Source organism: Streptomyces sp. NPDC001270 (genome assembly GCF_042896695.1).
Classification (GTDB): Bacteria; Actinomycetota; Actinomycetes; order Streptomycetales; family Streptomycetaceae; genus Streptomyces.
In genome coordinates this window covers 173,918-192,290 of sequence record NZ_JBIAXM010000012.1, presented here as the reverse complement: position 1 = coordinate 192,290, position 18,373 = coordinate 173,918, and the positions used below count along the sequence as shown (strand labels likewise).

16 protein-coding genes are annotated in these 18,373 nt (G+C 72.5%); 8 read left to right on the top strand and 8 right to left on the bottom strand.

Annotation, left to right across the window (positions count from 1 at the left end; genetic code table 11):
- Nucleotides 1-200 precede the first annotated feature (200 nt).
- The 3 genes from ACFY2B_RS21875 to ACFY2B_RS21865 all read right to left on the bottom strand — a co-directional run bounded on the left by ACFY2B_RS21875 (nt 201) and on the right by ACFY2B_RS21865 (nt 3,669).
- Complete coding sequence (locus ACFY2B_RS21875) at nt 201-956, bottom strand: TrmH family RNA methyltransferase (protein ID WP_390764741.1); 756 nt, start codon at nt 954-956, stop codon at nt 201-203.
- A gap of 257 nt (nt 957-1,213) precedes the next feature.
- Entirely contained in the window at nt 1,214-2,542 is a 1,329-nt protein-coding gene (locus ACFY2B_RS21870) for an HTTM domain-containing protein (protein ID WP_390764740.1), read from the bottom strand.
- Nucleotides 2,539-3,669, bottom strand: coding sequence for a DUF5819 family protein (locus ACFY2B_RS21865; protein ID WP_390764739.1), 1,131 nt, complete (start codon nt 3,667-3,669; stop codon nt 2,539-2,541). Before ACFY2B_RS21865 ends, ACFY2B_RS21870 begins: the two co-directional genes overlap by 4 nt.
- 437 nt (nt 3,670-4,106) lie before the next feature.
- Between ACFY2B_RS21865 and paaA the strand changes: the two genes are divergently transcribed.
- The 6 genes from paaA to ACFY2B_RS21835 all read left to right on the top strand — a co-directional run bounded on the left by paaA (nt 4,107) and on the right by ACFY2B_RS21835 (nt 9,292).
- Complete coding sequence (gene paaA / locus ACFY2B_RS21860; RefSeq protein WP_390764738.1) at nt 4,107-5,129, top strand: 1,2-phenylacetyl-CoA epoxidase subunit PaaA; 1,023 nt, start codon at nt 4,107-4,109, stop codon at nt 5,127-5,129.
- Nucleotides 5,126-5,413, top strand: a complete 288-nt coding sequence (gene paaB / locus ACFY2B_RS21855) for a 1,2-phenylacetyl-CoA epoxidase subunit PaaB (RefSeq protein ID WP_094218582.1) — start codon at nt 5,126-5,128, stop codon at nt 5,411-5,413. Before paaA ends, paaB begins: the two co-directional genes overlap by 4 nt.
- 38 nt (nt 5,414-5,451) lie before the next feature.
- Entirely contained in the window at nt 5,452-6,189 is a 738-nt protein-coding gene (gene paaC, locus ACFY2B_RS21850) for a 1,2-phenylacetyl-CoA epoxidase subunit PaaC (RefSeq protein ID WP_390764806.1), read from the top strand.
- Complete coding sequence (gene paaD, locus ACFY2B_RS21845; protein WP_390764737.1) at nt 6,183-6,806, top strand: 1,2-phenylacetyl-CoA epoxidase subunit PaaD; 624 nt, start codon at nt 6,183-6,185, stop codon at nt 6,804-6,806. The genes paaC and paaD overlap by 7 nt, the downstream gene beginning before the upstream one ends.
- Entirely contained in the window at nt 6,806-7,870 is a 1,065-nt protein-coding gene (locus tag ACFY2B_RS21840; protein WP_390764736.1) for a 2Fe-2S iron-sulfur cluster-binding protein, read from the top strand. Before paaD ends, ACFY2B_RS21840 begins: the two co-directional genes overlap by 1 nt.
- 288 nt (nt 7,871-8,158) lie before the next feature.
- Nucleotides 8,159-9,292: an acyl-CoA dehydrogenase family protein gene (locus ACFY2B_RS21835; protein ID WP_390764735.1), complete on the top strand. Its 1,134-nt coding sequence runs from the start codon at nt 8,159-8,161 to the stop codon at nt 9,290-9,292.
- A 31-nt stretch (nt 9,293-9,323) separates the two neighbouring features.
- Here ACFY2B_RS21835 and ACFY2B_RS21830 read toward each other — a convergent pair whose 3' ends face one another.
- The 5 genes from ACFY2B_RS21830 to ACFY2B_RS21810 form a co-directional block, all read right to left on the bottom strand.
- The gene (locus ACFY2B_RS21830; protein WP_390764805.1) at nt 9,324-9,653 is read right to left on the bottom strand and encodes a rhodanese-like domain-containing protein; all 330 of its coding nucleotides are present in this window, start codon (nt 9,651-9,653) and stop codon (nt 9,324-9,326) included.
- Nucleotides 9,654-9,880: 227 nt separating this feature from the next.
- On the bottom strand, nt 9,881-10,693 hold the full coding sequence (locus tag ACFY2B_RS21825) for a hypothetical protein (RefSeq protein ID WP_390764734.1): 813 nt from the start codon (nt 10,691-10,693) through the stop codon (nt 9,881-9,883).
- Between the two features lie 193 nt (nt 10,694-10,886).
- Entirely contained in the window at nt 10,887-12,329 is a 1,443-nt protein-coding gene (locus ACFY2B_RS21820; RefSeq protein ID WP_390764733.1) for a DUF2252 domain-containing protein, read from the bottom strand.
- 336 nt (nt 12,330-12,665) lie between these two features.
- Nucleotides 12,666-13,298: a response regulator gene (locus tag ACFY2B_RS21815; RefSeq protein WP_390764804.1), complete on the bottom strand. Its 633-nt coding sequence runs from the start codon at nt 13,296-13,298 to the stop codon at nt 12,666-12,668.
- The gene (locus tag ACFY2B_RS21810) at nt 13,298-14,458 is read right to left on the bottom strand and encodes a sensor histidine kinase (protein ID WP_390764732.1); all 1,161 of its coding nucleotides are present in this window, start codon (nt 14,456-14,458) and stop codon (nt 13,298-13,300) included. The genes ACFY2B_RS21815 and ACFY2B_RS21810 overlap by 1 nt, the downstream gene beginning before the upstream one ends.
- Before the next feature lie 475 nt (nt 14,459-14,933).
- On the opposite strand from ACFY2B_RS21810, the gene ACFY2B_RS21805 reads away from it, so the two are divergent.
- On the top strand, nt 14,934-15,671 hold the full coding sequence (locus ACFY2B_RS21805) for an ABC transporter ATP-binding protein (protein WP_390764731.1): 738 nt from the start codon (nt 14,934-14,936) through the stop codon (nt 15,669-15,671).
- Nucleotides 15,665-18,235, top strand: coding sequence for an FtsX-like permease family protein (locus tag ACFY2B_RS21800; protein ID WP_390764730.1), 2,571 nt, complete (start codon nt 15,665-15,667; stop codon nt 18,233-18,235). The genes ACFY2B_RS21805 and ACFY2B_RS21800 overlap by 7 nt, the downstream gene beginning before the upstream one ends.
- Nucleotides 18,236-18,373 lie beyond the last annotated feature (138 nt).

The window sequence follows — 18,373 nt, the reverse complement described above, 5'->3', positions numbered from 1 at the left end:
GGCCGGAGCGGGTGCGCCCCACCTCGTAGAGGGGTGCGCTCGCGACCGGCCCCGACCACGGCGGTAGCGGTAGCGGGGACGGCCGACGGTTCGGCCGGGGCCTGCGCCCCCGGGCCTGACGCGCACGTGTCCTGGCACGCACGCCTCCTGGCACGCAGGGACCTTTCGGGCGGCGCCACGGCCCGTCCGGCGGTGCGCGCTCAGGCGGACGGCGACGCGCCCCCGGCGGCGCTCCAGTGGTACAGCGTCATCGCCACGCTGGTGGCGAGGTTGTAACTGGAGACCTGGGGGCGCATCGGCAGGGCCAGCAACCGGTCGGCACGCGCGCGCAGTTCGGCGGACAGCCCGCTGCGCTCCGACCCGAAGGCCAGCACGGCGTCGTCCGGCAGCTTCGTACCCCGGATGTCCTCGCCCTCGGGATCGAGGGCGAACAGCGGTCCGGGCGGCAGCTCCTCGACGGCCAGCCGCTCCACCACGGTCGCGAAGTGCAGGCCCGCGCCGCCGCGCACGACGGTGGGATGCCAGGGGTCGAGGGTGCCGGTGGTGACGACCCCGGTGGCCCCGAAACCGGCGGCGAGCCGGATCACGGCCCCCGTGTTGCCGAGGTTGCGCGGGTTGTCGAGCACCACGACGGGCGCCCGACGGGGTGTGCGGGCGAGCGTCCGCACACCCGCCTCCCGGGACGGCCGTACGGCCAGGGCGGCGACCGCGGTCGGATGCGGACGCGGGACCAGGGACGCGTACGTCCCCTCCGGCACCTCGGCCAGCAGGGCGTCCAGCGCCTCCCGCACGTCCGCGGCCAACTCCTCGGCCAGCGCCAGCGCCGCCCGCCGGTCCGTGGTGACGGCCACCGGAACCTCGGCCCCGAAGCGCAGGGCGTGCTTGAGGGCGTGGAAGCCGTCGAGCAGCACGGCACCGCCGGCGTGCTCGCGCCACAGGGTCACGGGGTCGGTCATGCCGGGAAGCCTACGCGTGCCGGCACGGCGCCTCCGGGGCGCGGGCCACGACGAGGGGAGGCAGGCGAGGCGTGGTGGCCTGCACCGACAGGCGGCCCGCGGCGACTGGCAGCCGGCTACGACAGGTTGCCGGCTACGACAGGTTGCCGGCTTCGTCAGATGGACCGCGCCGACGGCGGCCGGCGTGCGCGGGGGGTCACGGCGGTCCGGTCCGGGCGCGGCCGGCGTCACCGGGCCCCGGCGGCCCGCTCCGGTTCCTACGGCGACGGCGACGGTGACGGCAACTGCGACTGCGGTTCCTGCTCCGAGGGGGATTGGGGCCTCGGTTCCGGTCCGGGGTCCGGTGCCGACTCCGACTCCGACATCGATACCGGCTCCGCCTCCGACATCGATACCGCCACCGGCACTGGCACCGATTCCGGTGCGGGATTCGGCTTGGCGCGGGCGGTGCCGCCAAGGCGGACGAAGGGTGCGCGTGCCACCCAGCCGCCGAGTCGGCGCAGGAACGACGTCGGCAGGAAGACCGAGTCCGCGGCGATCATCGCCAGCGAGAAGAACGGCAGCCCCAGGAGGACGGCGATCGCCAGGTGCTCGATCATCATCGCGACCAGGAGGACGTTCTTGACCCGCCGGTTGAACAGCGTGAACGGGAAGGCGACCTGCACCATGACCGTCCCGTACGTCACCACCATGACCAGGACGCCGCTGGCTGACAGCAGGTTGGCGAGGGCGGGCCAGGGCGAGAAGTAGTCGAGTTGCAGCGGGTAGTAGACCGCGGTGCCGTCCTGCCAGCGTGAACCCTGGATCTTGTACCAGCCGGCCGTGGCATAGATCAGGCACGCCTCGACCATGATCACGAGCAGGGCGCCGTTGTGCACGATGTTGGCGATCACGTCCAGCAGGGTCCGGGGCTCGGACGTCGGCCCGAACCGTCCCACCAGCCACCACAGCCCCAGCACCGCCCACACCGTCCACAGCAGCGCGGGCACCAGCCAGCCGGTGTCGAACCGGCCGCCCAGGGTCACGGCGGCCAGTACCAGACCGAGACCCACCCACAGGACCGGTCCCAGCCGGTCGGTCACCCGCTCCCCACGCGCGCGTGCCGCACGTTCGCGCGCCGCCCGCCGGGCGTCGAGGGACCACACCTGAGCGCACCGCGTGAACACCAGGTAGATGGCCATCAGGTGCAGCACGTTGTCGCCGCCGTCGCCGACGAAGACGCTGCGGTTCTGCAACGAGAGCACGCCGACCATGAACAGCACCGACGACGTGCGCGAGCGCCAGCCGAGCAGCAGGAGCACGCTGGAGACGACGGCGAGCAGGTAGCTGACCTCGAACCAGAGCTGCCCGTTCGACCACAGCAGCGCCGAGAAGGCACCGTTGTCCGCGGTCAGTTGCTTGCCCAGGGACCAGCTCCAGGGGCCGTCGGGCCCGTACAGTTCCTGGCGGTGCGGGAACTCACGCAGCAGGAACAGCAGCCAGGTCGCCGAGAAGCCGATGCGGATGACTGCGGACTGGTAGGGGCCGAGCGAGGATCCGGTGACCTGCGCGATCGCGCGCGAGACCGACGGCACGAGACGGTTCACCGCACACCCCCCGCGGCCTCGTCGGTCGTGACCGTCCACCAGGGCAGCACGCGGTAGACGGGTTTGTCGGAGACTTGCTCGTCGCTCCACTGGGGCGGGGGCACGCTGGTGGTGCGCGAGCGGATCTGGATCATCTCTATGGACCCCGCGCGGCCCGCCGCGTCCTGCCGCTGCAGACGCAGCACCGCTATCCGCCGTACGTACTGCTCGGAGAGCGCGCCACGAAGTCCTACGGGACGGTTGTCGCCGTCGTGCGTGGCGACGAAGAAGTCCCAGGCCCTGCGGAGTTCGTTCTGCTGGGTGTGGCTGGGCAGCAGGTTGCCGTCGATGGCCCGGCCGTCCTGTGCGGACAGGTCGTACCAGCCGGTCGTCGCGGTGTCACCGTCGGCCGTGCGGGTCTCCGCGCGGACCTGGACGGCGATGTTCTGCTGCAACGGGTTCGGCGCGAACAGCTTCCAGTTCTGCTCGAACTCCGGAAGGACCCAGTCCTGTATCGCCTCGCCGTGCTGCTTCGTCACGGTGTTGGCGGGCGCGAGGCTCAGGAACACCATTCCGAGATGCACGCACGCGGCGAGGGCGACGATCGCGAGAGCCAGCGCGGCACCGATCTGGTACCGCGGGGAGAGCGCGGCTACTCCGGTACGCGGGACGGCCGGGGGCGAGGAACTGTCGTCCGAGGAGACCGCGCCGACTCCGAAGGAGGGCGCGCCGCCGTCTCCGGGGGAGCCGTCCGGTCGTCTCGCGCCCGGCGGCCCGTCCCACCCGGACCGCGGCCGCACCACGACCGCACCTCCGGCATTTCCCACGGCACCGTCGACACGGACCCCGGCCTCGGCTCCTTCGGCTCCGGCCCGGGCTCCTTCGGCTCCAGTCCCGGTCCCGAAGTCTCTGGTCCCGAAGCCTCCGGTCTCGGTATCGGTATCGGCCCTGAGGTTCCCGACTCCGGCCAGGGCTCCGGCCTGCACCTCGGCCTCGGCCTCGGCCTCGGCTTCGGCTTCGGCTTCGGCTTCGGCTTCGGGGCTGTACGACGCGGGGTCGCCGGGGCCGCCCGGACCTTCCGCCCGACGCGCCTCGCCCGACCCGTCCGGCCCCTGCTGGGCGTGCGAGTCCTTGTCGTACGCGTCCATTCCGCCCCGTTCCCCATCCCGCTTCGTCGTCCGGCCGTCGCCGCGGGTCACCGCGCCGCCCGGCGAACCCTACTTGCTCGGCGCTCGCACGGAACGGTACTCAGCCCCACCCGTTCGGCGCAGCCCCGAGGCACAGCTCGCGGGCATGGCCGTCGCCACTGCCACGCCCGTACCGGGCCCAGTCGGCCCGGCACGGGACCGGAGCCGCCTCGCGCAGACCCACGGTCCTCGGTTGTCCACAGAGAGTTGTCCACAGGTTCTGGTCCGCAGACCGCGGCGTGCGCTTCGTCGGTGTGGGCATCGGCTGCGGCGTGGGCATCGGCGGAGTTGTCCACAGCGGTTGACACCTCACGGCGGCTCGCCCACCATGGAATCGCACGGACCGAACGATCGGTCGGTTCCAAATTTCCGAAAGAGCCCGAGGTCAGGGGGACCGCATGGCCACAGCAGCCGCCCGGCGCACAGCCCGCGCCGAGGCGTACGACACCGAGGGCGCCGCCGACACGACGGTGTACCAGCGTGCCTTCGACGCCGCAGTGGCCGCGGACGAGCGCATCGAGCCCCGTGACTGGATGCCCGACGCCTATCGCGCGACGCTGGTCCGGCAGATCGCCCAGCACGCCCACTCCGAGATCATCGGCATGCAGCCCGAGGCCAACTGGATCACCCGCGCCCCTTCCCTGCGCCGCAAGGCCATCCTGATGGCCAAGGTCCAGGACGAGGCAGGCCACGGCCTGTACCTGTACAGCGCCGCCGAAACCCTCGGCACCGGCCGCGACGAACTGCTCGACAAACTGCACACCGGCCGCCAGAAGTACTCCTCGATCTTCAACTACCCCACGCTGACCTGGGCGGACGTCGGCGCGATCGGCTGGCTGGTGGACGGCGCGGCCATCACCAACCAGGTACCGCTGTGCCGCTGCTCCTACGGCCCTTACGCACGGGCGATGGTCCGCATCTGCAAGGAGGAGTCCTTCCACCAACGCCAGGGATACGAACTGCTGATGGCCCTCAGCAACGGCACTCCCGAGCAGCACGCGATGGCCCAGGACGCGGTGGACCGCTGGTGGTGGCCGTCCCTGATGATGTTCGGCCCGCCCGATGACGCGTCCCAGCACTCGGCGCAGTCGATGGCCTGGAAGATCAAGCGCCATTCGAACGACGAGCTTCGGCAGCGCTTCGTCGACATCTGCGTCCCGCAGGCCGAATCCCTCGGCCTCACCCTCCCCGACCCGGACCTGCGGTGGAACGAGGAACGGGGGCACCACGACTTCGGCGCGATCGACTGGACGGAGTTCTGGGAGGTCCTCAAGGGCAACGGCCCGTGCAACGAACAACGGATCACCCAACGCCGCCAGGCACACGACGAAGGCGCGTGGGTACGGGAGGCAGCCGCGGCCCATGCCGCGAAGCACAGCGGCACGGCTGCGTCCGGCCGGAGCGGAGGAGCGCGGGCATGACGAACACCGACTGGCCCCTGTGGGAGGTCTTCGTACGCTCCCGCCGCGGGCTCTCCCACACCCACGCCGGCAGCCTGCACGCCCCGGACGCGGAACTGGCCCTGCGCAACGCCCGCGACCTGTACACCCGGCGCGGCGAGGGCGTCTCCATCTGGGTCGTCCCGGCAGCCGCGATCACCGCGTCCTCGCCCGACGAGAAGGACCCCTTCTTCGAACCCGCCGCGGACAAGCCCTACCGGCACCCCACCTTCTACGAGATCCCGGAGGGGGTGAAGCACCTGTGACCACCACCGAGCCCACGCCCACCGAGTCCGCGCCCACCGTGACCACCGCACCCGGGCCCGGTCCCACCACGCCCCTGGCCGCCGCGCTCGCGCTCGGGGACGACGCCCTGGTGCTCTCGCACCGCCTGGGGGAGTGGGCGGGCCACGCGCCCGTCCTGGAGGAGGAGGTCGCACTCGCCAACATCGCGCTCGACCTGCTCGGTCAGGCCCGCGTGCTGCTGTCGATGGCGGGCGACGAGGACGAACTCGCCTACCTGCGCGAGGAGCGCGCCTTCCGCAACCTCCAGTTGGTCGAACAGCCCAACGGCGACTTCGCCCACACCATCGTCCGCCAGCTGTACTTCTCCACCTACCAGCACCTGCTGTACACGGAACTGGCCGTCGGCGACGGTCCGTTCGCGCCCCTCGCCGCCAAGGCCGTCAAGGAGGTCGCCTACCACCGCGACCACGCCGAGCAGTGGACCGTGCGGCTCGGCGACGGTACCGAGGTCAGCCATGAGCGGATGACACGCGCATGTGATGCCCTGTGGCGGTTCACCGGGGAGATGTTCCAGCCGGTGGCGGGCCTGGACACCGACCGAACCGCCATGGAGGCGGCCTGGCTGGAATCCGTCCAGGACGTGCTGCGCCGGGCCACCCTCAGGGTCCCCGAGGGGCCGCGCACCGGCGCCTGGTCGGCGGGTGCGGGCCGGCAGGGCCTGCACACCGAGCCGTTCGGGCGGATGCTCGCCGAGATGCAGCACCTGCACCGCAGCCACCCGGGGGCGTCATGGTGACGACGACGGCAACACCGCTGGAAGCGGAACTCCTCGACCTCGCGGGCTCGGTGCCCGACCCCGAACTGCCCGTGCTCACCCTCCGCGAGCTTGGTGTAGTGCGAGCCGTGCACCTGCGGGGCACGGACGCCGTCGAGGTGGAGCTGACCCCCACCTACACCGGCTGCCCCGCCATGGAGACCATGTCCGTCGACATCGAGCGGATACTCCGCGACCACGGCATGCGCCAGGTCACCGTGCGCACGGTGCTCACGCCCGCCTGGTCGACCGACGACATCACGGACGAAGGGCGGCGCAAGCTGCACGAGTCCGGCATCGCTCCCCCGCGCGTGCGGCACGGCTCCGGTCCGGTACCCCTCACCCTCGCCCCGACCCGGACACACACCGGCACATCGAAGGCACCAGAGGCGCCAAAAGCACCGGAAACACTGGAAACGCTGGGAACTCCGGAGGACGCGAACTCAACCGCCACACCCGACGCACCGGCCGCCATCCGCTGTCCGCACTGCGGATCGGCCGACACCGAACTGCTGAGCCGGTTCTCCTCCACCGCCTGCAAGGCGCTGCGCCGCTGCCTGGCCTGCCGTGAACCGTTCGACCACTTCAAGGAGTTGTGATGGCCCGCTTCCACCCGCTCCCGGTGGCCGCGGTCGACCGGCTCACCGACGACTCCGTGGCCCTCACCCTCGCCGTACCGCCAGGACTGCGCGAGGAATACCGGCACACACCCGGCCAGCACCTCGCCCTGCGCCGCCGGGCCGACGGGCTGGACATCCGGCGGACCTACTCGATCTGCTCCCCCGCTCCCGCACCCGGCGACGAAGGCCCGTCCACCCTGCGGGTCGGGGTGCGGCTGGTGGAGGGCGGCACCTTCTCGGCGTACGCGCTGAAAGAAATCAACGTCGGCGACGAGCTGGAGGTGATGACTCCGGCCGGACGCTTCACCCTGGAACCGGCCCCGGGACTCTACGCGGCAGTCGTCGGCGGCAGCGGCATCACCCCGGTGCTGTCGATCGCCTCGACGCTGCTGGCACGCGAACCGAACGCCCGGTTCTGCCTGATACGCAGCGACCGTACGGCCGCCTCGACGATGTTCCTGGAGGAGGTCGCCGACCTGAAGGACCGCTATCCGCAGCGGATGCACCTGGTGACGGTGCTCTCACGGGAGGAGCAGCAGGCGGGCCTGCCCTCCGGGCGGCTGGACCGGGAACGGCTGACAGGGCTGCTGCCCGCGCTGCTGCCGGTGGACGCGGTGGCCGGATGGTTCCTGTGCGGTCCGTACGGGTTGGTACAGGGCGCGGAGCGAGCGTTGCGGGATCTCGGAGTGGACCGGGCGCGAATCCACGAAGAGATCTTCCACGTGGACGCGGCTCCGGCACCAAAGGTGACCGTCTCGGCCCCCGCTCACAGCACCGTGACCGCCCGGCTCGACGGACGCGGCGGAAGCTGGCCGGTCCGGGACGGGGAGTCACTGCTGGAGACGGTGCTGCGCAACCGGCCCGACGCGCCCTACGCCTGCAAGGGCGGCGTGTGCGGGACCTGCCGGGCCTTCCTGGTCTCGGGCGAGGTCCGCATGGACCGCAACTTCGCCCTGGAGTCGGAGGAGACAGCGGCCGGATACGTGCTGGCCTGCCAGTCGCATCCGGTGACGGAAGAGGTGGAACTGGACTTCGACCGCTGACCGCCACGCCCCCACCACCACCTGCCGTCCGGCCTTCCTGCCCACCGAGGCGGCCCGGACCGGTCACGCCGGCCGGTGACGCTGACCGGCGGCCCGGACCGGTGACGCCGACCGGTGACACCGACCTGTGACGCCGGCCACTGCCCGGCGAAGCTGCGCCCGACAGACCGACAGACCGACAGACCGGCGGACCGGCGGACGGACCGACGGCGGACCGTTCCCTTCTCCTAGAACCTGTTCTATCTTGACGGTCCGTCAGATGAGCGGAGCCGCCGGGAGGACAGAACCGTGGACTTCACCTTCACTGAGGAACAACTGGCGGCGGCCGAAGCCGCCGCTGGGGTGTTCGCCGGGGTGGCGCCGGACGCGGTGCCGAGCCCCGCGCTCACCACGGGCGCCGTCGCCGAGGACTTCGACCGGCCGCTGTGGACCCGGCTGGCCGAGGCGGACCTGCTGAGCCTGCTGCTCGACGCGGAACACGACGGGGCAGGTCTGGACGCCATCGCCCTGTGCCTGGTGCTGCGGGAATCCGCGAAAGTCCTCGCGCGGGTACCCCTGCTGGAGAGCAGCGCCGCCGCCGCGGCCGTACAGATCTACGGCGGAAAGGAGTTGGCGGCCGAACTGCTGCCGCAGGCCGGACGCGGCGCCCTCGTCCTCACCGTCGCCGCGAACGGGCGCAGCGGCCACGACCCGGCCGAACTGGCCGTCACCGCACGGCCGGACGGCGACGCATGGGTGCTGGACGGGGTGCAGACGGCGGTGCCATGGGCGTACAGCGCCGATCTCATTCTGGTCCCCGCGCGCTCCGAGGCCGGCCGCACCGTCCTCGCGCTGGTCCCCCGCGCCCACGACGGAGTCTCCCTCACCGAGCAGTTCTCCACCAACGGAGAGCGGCTCGGCGAACTGCGCCTGAAAGCCACGCGGATCACGGCGCGCCACGTCATCGACACCGACGGGGCATGGGAGTGGCTGCGCGGGCTGCTGACCACCGGGACGTGTGCGCTCGCGCTCGGGCTGGGCGAGCGGGTCCTTGAGATGACCAGCACGTACGCGAGCAAGCGCGAGCAGTTCGGGCACCCGATTGCGACCTTCCAGGCCGTCGCCGTCCAGGCCGCCGACCGCTTCATCGACCTGCGTGCCATGGAGGCCACGCTGTGGCAGGCCGCCTGGCGGATCAGTTCCGGGGCGCCGGGTCCGCTGCCCGTCAACGGGGACATCGCCGTGGCGAAGATCTGGGCATCGGAAGGCGTCCGGCGGGTGGTGCAGACGGCACAGCACCTGCACGGCGGGTTCGGCGCCGACACCGACTACTCCCTGCACCGCTACCACGCCTGGGCCAAGCACCTGGAACTCTCGCTCGGCCCGGCGGCGGCCCACGAGGAGGCGCTGGGCGACCTGCTGGCGGCGTACCCACTGAGCTGACGAGCGCCCGCGCACCCGCCGCCCACGCCGTCTACAGCACGTGACCGGGCTGACCCCCGTCGGTGACGACCGGGCGGCCGGCGGCCTGCCAGACCTGCATGCCGCCGTCGACGTTCACGGCGTCGATGCCCTGCTGCACCAGATACATGGTGACCTGGGCCGAGCGCCCTCCGGAACGACAGATCACATGGACCCGGCCGTCCTGCGGGGCGGCCTCGGTCAGTTCCCCGTACCGGGCCACGAAGTCGCTGATGGGAATGTGCAGTGCTCCCTCGGCATGGCCCGCCTGCCACTCGTCGTCCTCGCGGACGTCCAGCAGGAAGTCGTCGCTCTTGAGGTCCGCGACCCCGACCGTGGGCACACCAGCTCCGAAACTCATGCCACCGACGCTACCCGAAGGGCATCGGGGACCCGAAGGACACAGGGGATTCCGAAAGCTGTCGGGAAGCACGACGCCCATCAGGAAGCACGTCCATCAGGAAGCACGAGCGCCGGGAAGTACGAAGGCCGTCGGGAAGTACGAAGGCCGGTCGGGAGGTACGAAGGCCGTCGGAGATTACGCAGGCCGTCGGGACGGGGCCGGGCGGGCTATCCCTGCGCAAGGAGTTCCGCCAGCTCCGCCTCCCGTCGGGCCACATCGCCCCGAAGCCGCTCGGCGATCTCCTCCAGCAGGGCGTCGGGGTTGTCGGGGGCCAGCCGGAGCATGGCCGCGATCGCGCCGTCCTCCAGCTCACGGGCGACCATGGTGAGCAGTTCCTTGCGCTGGTCCAGCCACTCCAGCCGGGCGTACAGCTCCTCGCTGCGGCTCGGGACCGGATCGGCGGGCGCCGGGCCCGCGGCCCACTCCTCGGCCAGCTCACGCAGCAGCGCCTCGTCGCCGCGGGCGTAGGCGGTGTTGACGCGGGTGATGAACTCCTCCCGCCGCTCCCGCTCGTCCTTCTCCTGCGCGAGATCCGGGTGGGCCTTGCGGGCCAGCTCGCGGTAGAGGCGGCGGGCCTCCTCGCTGGGACGTACCCGCTGCGGGGGCCGGACCGCCTGGTCGGTGAGCATCGCGGCGGCCTCCGGGAAAAGACCGGTCCCGTCCATCCAGCCGTGCAGCAGATCCTCCACGCCGGGCATGGGCATGACCCGGGCACGGGCCTCCTCGGCAGCGCGCAGGTCCTCGGGATCACCGGACCGGGCGGCTCTGGCCTCGGCGATCCGGGCCTCCAGCTCCTCCAGCCGGGCATACATCGGGCCCAGCTTCTGCTCGTGCAGCCGGGAGAAGTTCTCGACCTCGATGCGGAAGGTCTCCACCGCGATCTCGAACTCGATCAGCGCTTGCTCAGCAGCCCGTACGGCCCGTTCCAGCCGCTCCTCGGGCCGGGGCTCCTGGGACTGCTCAGCTTCCGGGGTCGTCACCGGGCCAGCCTAGGCCACACCCGCAACCGTCGGGACCCGAGCACCGATCCCGCGCTCACCACCGGGAACCAGGCATCCGGGCTGCCGCACCGCACACCTTCCGTACGGGCCCCACCACCCTTCGCCCCCTCCCCTCCCCCCTCCCCCCTCCCCACCCCCATCCCCCGCCCACCCCAAAAACCCGCCCCCCTCCTCACACCCCGCTGTCAGCGGCGATGCGTCCTGTCCTTACCGCCGCCACCAGTTCCGCGTGGTCCGCCTCGGTGCGGTCGGCGTAGGCGACCGCGAATCCGGCTATCGCCTCGTCCAGTTCCTCGTTCTTGCCGCAGTAGCCCGCGATCAGGCGCGGGTCGGCGCTGTGGGAGTGGGCGCGGGCCAGCAGGGCACCGGTCATACGGCCGTAGTCGTCGATCTGGTCGGGGGCGAGCGCGGCGGGGTCGACGCTGCCCTTGCGGTTGCGGAACTGACGGACCTGGAAGGGACGGCCGTCCACCGTCGTCCAGCCCAGCAGGATGTCGCTGACCACCTGCATGCGCTTCTGCCCCAGCACGACCCGCCGGCCCTCGTGGTCGACGGACGGCGTCTCGAAGCCGGCCGTGGCCAGGTGCGGGACCAGCGCCGAGGGGCGGGCCTCCTTCACCTGCAGGACCAGCGGCTCGCCCCGGTGGTCCAGGAGCAGGACGACGTAGGAGCGGGTGCCCACGCTGCCCGTGCCGACCACCCGGAACGCCACGTCGTGCACCGCGTGCCGGGCGAGCAGTGGCAGTCGGTCCTCGGAGAGGGTGGTCACATAGGTCTCCAGGGACGCCGCCACCTTCGCCGCCTCGGCGTCCGGTATGCGGCGCAGCACGGGTGATGCGTCGACGAACCGGCGCCCGCCCTCGTCGACGGCTTCGGTGGACCGCGCCGCGAACCGCCCGCTGGTGTTGGCGCGGGCCTTCTCCGAGACCCGCTCCAGTGTGCCCAGCAGGTCGTGGGCGTCGGTGTGGGAGACCAGTTCCTCGTCCGCGATCGCGTTCCAGGCGTCCAGGACCGGCAGTTTGGCCAGCAGCCGCATGGTGCGCCGGTACGCGCCCACCGTGTCGTGCGCCGCGGCGCGGCAGGTGTCCTCGTCGGCGCCCGCCTCGCGGCCGGCCAGCACCAGCGAGGCGGCGAGCCGTTTGAGGTCCCATTCCCAGGGGCCGTGGATCGTCTCGTCGAAGTCGTTCAGGTCGATGACGAGGCTGCCGCGGGCGTCGCCGTACAGGCCGAAGTTGGCCGCGTGCGCGTCGCCGCAGAGCTGGGCGGCGATCCTGGTGGTGGGGGTGCGGGCCAGGTCGTAGGCCATGAGGCCGGCCGAGCCGCGCAGGAAGGCGAAGGGCGTCGCCGCCATCCTGCCCACGCGTATCGGTGTGAGGTCGGGTATGCGGCCCCGGTTGGACTCCTCGACGGCGCTCAGCGCGTCGGGGCGGGCGGCGTCCAGGTCGAGGGCGCTGTGTGTGTGCCGTGGGACGCTCGCCCGCAGTGCCTTGCCTTCCGCTTTGGGTGAGCCCGGCGACGGCCACGGGGCGAAGCCGCGCACCCGGGGAAGCCTGCGTCCCGCTCCGGTCGCGGTGCCGGCCGCTTGCGCCCCGGCCCCGGGCGCGGTACTCGCCACCGTGACCCCGGTACCGACCCCGACCCCGGCTCCGTTCCCGGTCGCCGGGCCCCTGGCTCGCGCCCCGTCACCGGTCGCCGGGCCCGTCGCTCCCGCCCCGCTCCCAGTCACAGTGCCCGCCGCTGCCGCCCCGTTCGCGGTACCCGTACCCGCATCCGTACTCGTATCCGTATCCGTCACTTCCGCCCCCGCCTCGGTCACCGCGACCGCCCTCCCGCGCATGTACGAACATCAACTTGTGCCGACCGTACCGCCGGTGGCCGGGGCCGCGTCAGGCCCTGTGGACAAGCACGCGGTTGTGGACAACTGCGCCGGCGGCCTGCCGGGACCGGGGGCTCAGGCCCTCAGATAGGCCAGCACCGCCAGCACTCTGCGGTGGGTGTCGTCCGCCGGGGGGAGGTCCAGTTTGGTGAGGATGCCGCCGATGTGCTTGCCCACAGCGGCCTCGGTCACCACGAGTTCGCGGGCGATCGCGCCGTTCGACCTGCCCTCCGCGACCAGGGCGAGGACTTCTCGTTCGCGTGGTGTGAGCCGCTCCAGCGGGTCGCGGCGGCGGCGCAGCAGTTGTCGTACGACCTCCGGGTCGACGACCGTGCCGCCGGCGGCGACCTCGCACAGGGCCTCCACGAACTCCTCGACCTGACCGACACGGTCCTTGAGCAGGTATCCGATGCCCGATCCGGCTCCGGAGTCGAGGAGTTCGGCGGCGTATCTGTGCTGCACGTACTGGCTGAGGACGAGGACGGGCAGGGCGGGGGTGGCCTCCCGCAGGCGTACCGCCGCGTGCAGGCCCTCGTCCTGGAATCCGGGGGGCATACGGACGTCGGTCACGACGATGTCGGGGGAGTGTTCCTCGGTCGCGGTGACCAGTGCACCGGCGTCGCCGACCGCCGCGACGACGTCGTGGCCGAAGCGGCCGAGCAGGCCGGCGAGTCCTTCGCGCAGCAGGACGCTGTCCTCGGCGAGCACTATGCGCAGTGGCCGCTCGGCCCGCAGGGTTCGCAAGGAAACTCCACACTCAGCAGGGTCGGTCCGGCCGGCGGACTGGACAGGGAAAGTCTGCCATCGAGGACCGACACCCGGTCCGCGAGTCCGGTGAGGCCGGTGCCGGCGGTGGCGTCGGCGCCGCCTCGGCCGTCGTCGCGCACCCGTAGGTGCAGCCGTCCGTCGTGGTGGCCGCCGCTCACCTCGGCGTGGGTCGCGCCGCTGTGCTTGGCGATGTTGGAGAGGGCCTCGCAGACGACGAAGTACGCGGCCGCCTCGACGGACCGGGGCAGGCGTCCGGGGAGTTCGAGGGCGACGTCCACGGGGATCGGGGAGCGGTCCGCGGCGTCGGCGACGGCGGCTTCCAGGCCGTAGTCGGCGAGCACCTGGGGGTGGATGCCGTGGATGAGTTCGCGCAGTTCGGCGAGGGCTCGGCCGGCTTCGCCGTGTGCCTTGGCGAGTTGGTCCGCGAGTGGACCGGGCGGTGCGTCCAGGCGGGCCAGTCCGAGTGTCATCGTCAGGGCGACGAGGCGTTGTTGGGCTCCGTCGTGCAGGTCGCGTTCGATGCGGCGCCGTTCCGCCTCGAAGGCGTCCACCAGTCGTGCGCGGGAGCGGGTGAGTTCGACCACCTTGGCGCCCAGGTCGCCGTCTCGTGGTGCGATCAGCAGCCGGGTCAGTTCGGCGCGGGCGCCGGCCGTCAGCCCCAGGACGTAGGCGCCGACGCCCAGGAGGGCGAGCCCGAGCACGGCGACGGCGAAGGCGGCCGGCCAGGTGGTGACCGTCCACTGTTTGAGCACCTTGGTCTCCTGGCCGTCGCCGACCGTGGCCAGCAGCAGCGGCGTCGCGGCCACGGACAGCGGAAAGAGCAGCCCGACCGTGAGCGCGAGGGCGTCGACCGGCCAGAGCAGGCCCGCGAACAGCAGGGCGTGGCCGAGTTCCCGCCAGGTCGTCCGCTCACGCAACCGGGTCGTCAGCCAGGCCCGCAGGCCCGTGGCGGCGGGAGCGGTGTACCGGCCGGGTGCCGGGTCCAGGTCGACGAGGCGCAGCCTGCGGCGTTCCAGCCGGGCCACCGGGATGCCGGCCAGGGTGGTGAGAACGAGGAGAGGCAGCCCCATCAGCACGATGGCGAGTGCGCCGCCCACCATAGGGCCAGACCTACCCCGGGTCCGCCCACAGGCCCGATGGCCCGGCACCGGCGGACCTCCTACCGTGCTCCCCATGCACCCTCGGAATGTGCGGCACCTGCACCCCCGGAACCTGGGGCAGCCGCACCCCCGGAACGTGTGGCAGGCCATGTCCCGCACCGGCTTCGTGCTGTCACCGTGGCCGTGGCGCTCGGCCGCGTACCTGCTCTCCGGCGCGGTGTGCGGCGCCGTCACCCTGGTGGGGATCGTGACCACCGGTTCTCGGTCCTGCCGCACTGCGCCGGGGCGCCTCCGCGCGATTTCGTGGTGGGGCCGGGCACCGAAAGGACCGGACACCGAAAGGGCCCGGCACCGGAAGAACCGGACACCGTAAGAACCGGACACCGTAAGAACCGGACACCGTAAGAACCGGACTCCAGAAGAACCGGACGCCGGTGGGGCCGACGCACCGAAACCATTCACCAAGCGGGGGAAGATGAACCACGACGCAATCCAGTTGCGCTCCGTCAGCAGGCGGTACGGGTCCGGCGACGGTGTCGTGACCGCGCTCTACGAGGTCTCGCTCTCCTTCCCCAAGGGGACGTTCACCGCCGTGATGGGTCCGTCCGGTTCCGGCAAGTCGACGCTGCTGCAATGCGCCGCGGGTCTCGACCGGCCCACGTCCGGTTCGGTCACCGTGGGCGGGAGGGAACTGACCGGGCTGAGCGAGACCGAGGTGACCCTGCTGCGCCGTGAGCGCATCGGTTTTGTCTTCCAGGCGTTCAATCTCCTGCCGTCCCTGACGGCCGAGCAGAACGTGGCACTGCCGCTACGGCTGGCCGGCCGCCGTGTCCCCAGGGCGCGGGTGCACGACGCGCTCCGCCAGGTCGGTCTCGGCGAGCGGGCCCGGCACCGGCCGGCGGAGTTGTCCGGCGGCCAGCAGCAGCGCGTCGCCCTGGCCCGTGCCCTGATCACCCGGCCCGAGGTGCTGTTCGGCGACGAGCCGACCGGTGCGCTGGACTCGCAGACCGGTCGCGCGGTGCTGGCTCTGCTGCGCGGCATGGCCGATCACGAGGGCCAGACCGTCGTCATGGTCACCCACGACCCGGTGGCCGCCTCCTGTGCCGACCGCGTGGTCTTCCTCGTCGACGGGCGGGTGGCCGGCGAACTGGCCGGTGCGGGCGCCGACGGCATCGCCGCACGGATGGCCGAACTGGGGGCCGTGCCGTGCTGAGCGTCGCCCTGTGCACCGTGCGCACCCGCTGGGTCACCTTCGTGGGCAGTTTCGTCGCGCTCTCACTCGGCGTCGCGCTGCTCGCCGTGATGGGACTGGCCCTCGCCTCCTCGCTGGACGCGCCCGGCCGGGGACCGGAGCGGTTCGCCACCGCGCCGGTCGTGGTCAGGGCGTCGGACACCCTGCGGGTGCCCACCCCGGCCGGTGACCGCCTCCACAAGCTCGCCCACCCGCGCGCCCTGCCCGCCGGCACCGTCGCGCGGCTCAGGGAACTCGGGACCGTCGTCGAGGACCGGACGTTCGCGGTGCGCGTCGCGGACGGGCCCGCCGACCTGGTGGGTCACCCCTGGTCCACCGCCGCCTTCGCGCCGTACGGGATCACCGCGGGGCGGGCTCCGACGGCCGCCGACGAGGTCGTGGTCAGCGGCGACCGGGTGGAGCCGGGCGCACGGGTCCGGACGGATCGTGGCACCGTGCGGGTCGTCGGCACCGTCGCCGACCGCGGCTTCGAGAACGCCGTCTTCTACACCGACGCGCGGGCCGCCGAACTGTCCACCGTCTGCGTCCAGGTGGCCGTACGCGCGAACCCGGCGGCCGTACGCGAGGCGGTACGCGACACCACCCAGAGCGACGCCGACAGCACCCACGCCGGAATCGGCACCGGCACCGGCACCGGGACTGAGATCGACCCCGCCCCCGACCCCGGTTCCGACGTGCAGGTCCTGACCGGTGACGCGCGCCGCTTCGCCGACCCCGACCCCGACCGCGACTCCGAGGCCGTCACCGCGATGAACGCCATGTTCGGCACGGCCGGCGGCGTCACTGCCTTCGTGTCGGCGTTCGTGGTGGCGTCCACGTTCGCGTTCTCGGTCGCCCGACGACGCCGGGAGTTCGGGCTGCTCAGCATCGCCGGGGCGACCCCGGGGCAACTACGGCGCACGGTCCTCGCCGAGGCACTGGTGGTGGGCGTGCTCGCCGCCACCGCGGGCTGTCTGCTCGGCCGCTGCGGGGCGCCACTGCTGGCCGACCTGGTGGTCGACGGCGGGCTCGCGCCGGGCTGGTTCACCATCGGCGATCACGTCTGGCCGTACCTCATGGCCTTCTGGACCGGTCTGTTCGTCGCCCTGTGCGGCGCGGTCGCCGCCTCCTGGCGGGCCGGCCGGACCGGCCCCGCCCAGGCGTTGCGCGAGGCGTCCGTGGACGGCGGGCCGATGACCCCGGGCCGCCTGCTGTCCGGTACGGCGCTGCTGCTGACCGCCGCCGTCACGCTGTGCCTGGCGCTGGCCGGCGACCCGGGTGAGCTGCTGCACCGCAAGTCCTACGTGAGTCGGCCGATGGTGCTGATCACCGCGGTCGCGCTGCTCGCGCCGGTCGTGGTACGCCCGCTGGTCCGGCTGCTGGCCTGGTTGCCGGCCCGGCTGCCCGGCGCCGTGGGCATGGTGGCGGGCGAGAACGCCGTCGCCGGACTGCGGCGTACCGCGGCGGTCGCGGCGCCCGTCCTGGTCACGGTCGCCCTCACCGGATCGCTGCTGGGCGCGACCGCCACGCTGCACCGGGCGCGGGCCGCCGAGGCGCGGGAGCGGACCTCCGCCGCGTTCGTCGTCACCCCGGCGGACGAGTCCGGTTTTGACCCGGCGACGCTGGCCGCGCTGCGTGAGGTGCCCGGTGCCGAGGTGTCGGTGACCTACTCCAGCGCCGTCTACGTCCTGGAGGACGGGGTGGCCGTCGTCGAGTCCGCGGCCCGTGCGGCCGAGCCCGGTCCGCTCACGGCCACCGCCCGGCTGCCGCTCGCCGCCGGGAAGGTGAGCGACCTCGACGACGGCTCGATCATCGTCAACGAGGAATGGCAGCGGCACAGCGTGGGGCAACACGTGCGGGTGTGGCTCGGCGACGGCACCAAGCGGACGCTGCGGATCGCCGCCGTGATGACCACCGGCACCGGCGGCAACGGCGTCTACGTCACCCCGCGCAACGCCCCCGGCGCGCGTGCCGACCGGGTCGACGTCGCCCTCACCGACAGTGCCGACACGGACGTCACGACCACCGCGACCACCGTGGCCGCCGTGGCCGCCGGACTGCGCGAGGCGGTACGGGGCTCGGGCGGGCAGGTGCGTACCGCGGCCGACTGGGTGCGGGCCACCCACCCGGAGACCGACCGCACCACCCGGCTCGGCCTGCTGCTGGTCCTCGGCATCGCCCTCCTCTGCACGGGCCTCTCCGTGGCCAACACCATGGTCATGGCGGCGTCCGACCGGGCGCGCGACCTGGCCGTGCTGCGGCTCGCCGGTGCCACCCGCCGGCAGGTGCTGCGACTGGTGGGCGCCGAGGCGCTGCTGGTGGTCGCGGTGGGCGCACTGCTCGGACTGGCGGTGACCGGCCTCAACCTGGCGGGCATGTGGGGCGCGCTGGCCCTGCTGTCGGGGCGGACCACGATCGAACTCCCCTGGGCCGCGATCGGCGCGACCGTCGCCGCCTGCACGGCGCTCGCCGTCCTCTCGGCCGTCGCGCCCGCCGGGTTCGCCCTGCGCCGCCGGGCCGTGGAACTGTCGGGCGTACGGGAGTGACCCCGACCCCTCCGTTTTCGACGCACTCCGGGAAGCTCTCGACGTGACTTGAAAAACAAATGTGAGACCTGGGGTTGTTCTCGCAGACACCCCAGCCATGTCGACCGCACCAGAGGTGGGCTGACCAACGAAGTGCAA

Coding starts and splice junctions, on each gene's coding strand:
- ACFY2B_RS21875 (WP_390764741.1), bottom strand. CDS start 956: ATGACCGACCCCGTGACCCTGTGGCGCGAGCACGCCGGCGGTGCCGTG.
- ACFY2B_RS21865 (WP_390764739.1), bottom strand. CDS start 3,669: ATGGACGCGTACGACAAGGACTCGCACGCCCAGCAGGGGCCGGACGGG.
- paaA (WP_390764738.1), top strand. CDS start 4,107: ATGGCCACAGCAGCCGCCCGGCGCACAGCCCGCGCCGAGGCGTACGAC.
- paaB (WP_094218582.1), top strand. CDS start 5,126: ATGACGAACACCGACTGGCCCCTGTGGGAGGTCTTCGTACGCTCCCGC.
- paaD (WP_390764737.1), top strand. CDS start 6,183: ATGGTGACGACGACGGCAACACCGCTGGAAGCGGAACTCCTCGACCTC.
- ACFY2B_RS21840 (WP_390764736.1), top strand. CDS start 6,806: ATGGCCCGCTTCCACCCGCTCCCGGTGGCCGCGGTCGACCGGCTCACC.
- ACFY2B_RS21810 (WP_390764732.1), bottom strand. CDS start 14,458: ATGGTGGGCGGCGCACTCGCCATCGTGCTGATGGGGCTGCCTCTCCTC.
- ACFY2B_RS21805 (WP_390764731.1), top strand. CDS start 14,934: ATGAACCACGACGCAATCCAGTTGCGCTCCGTCAGCAGGCGGTACGGG.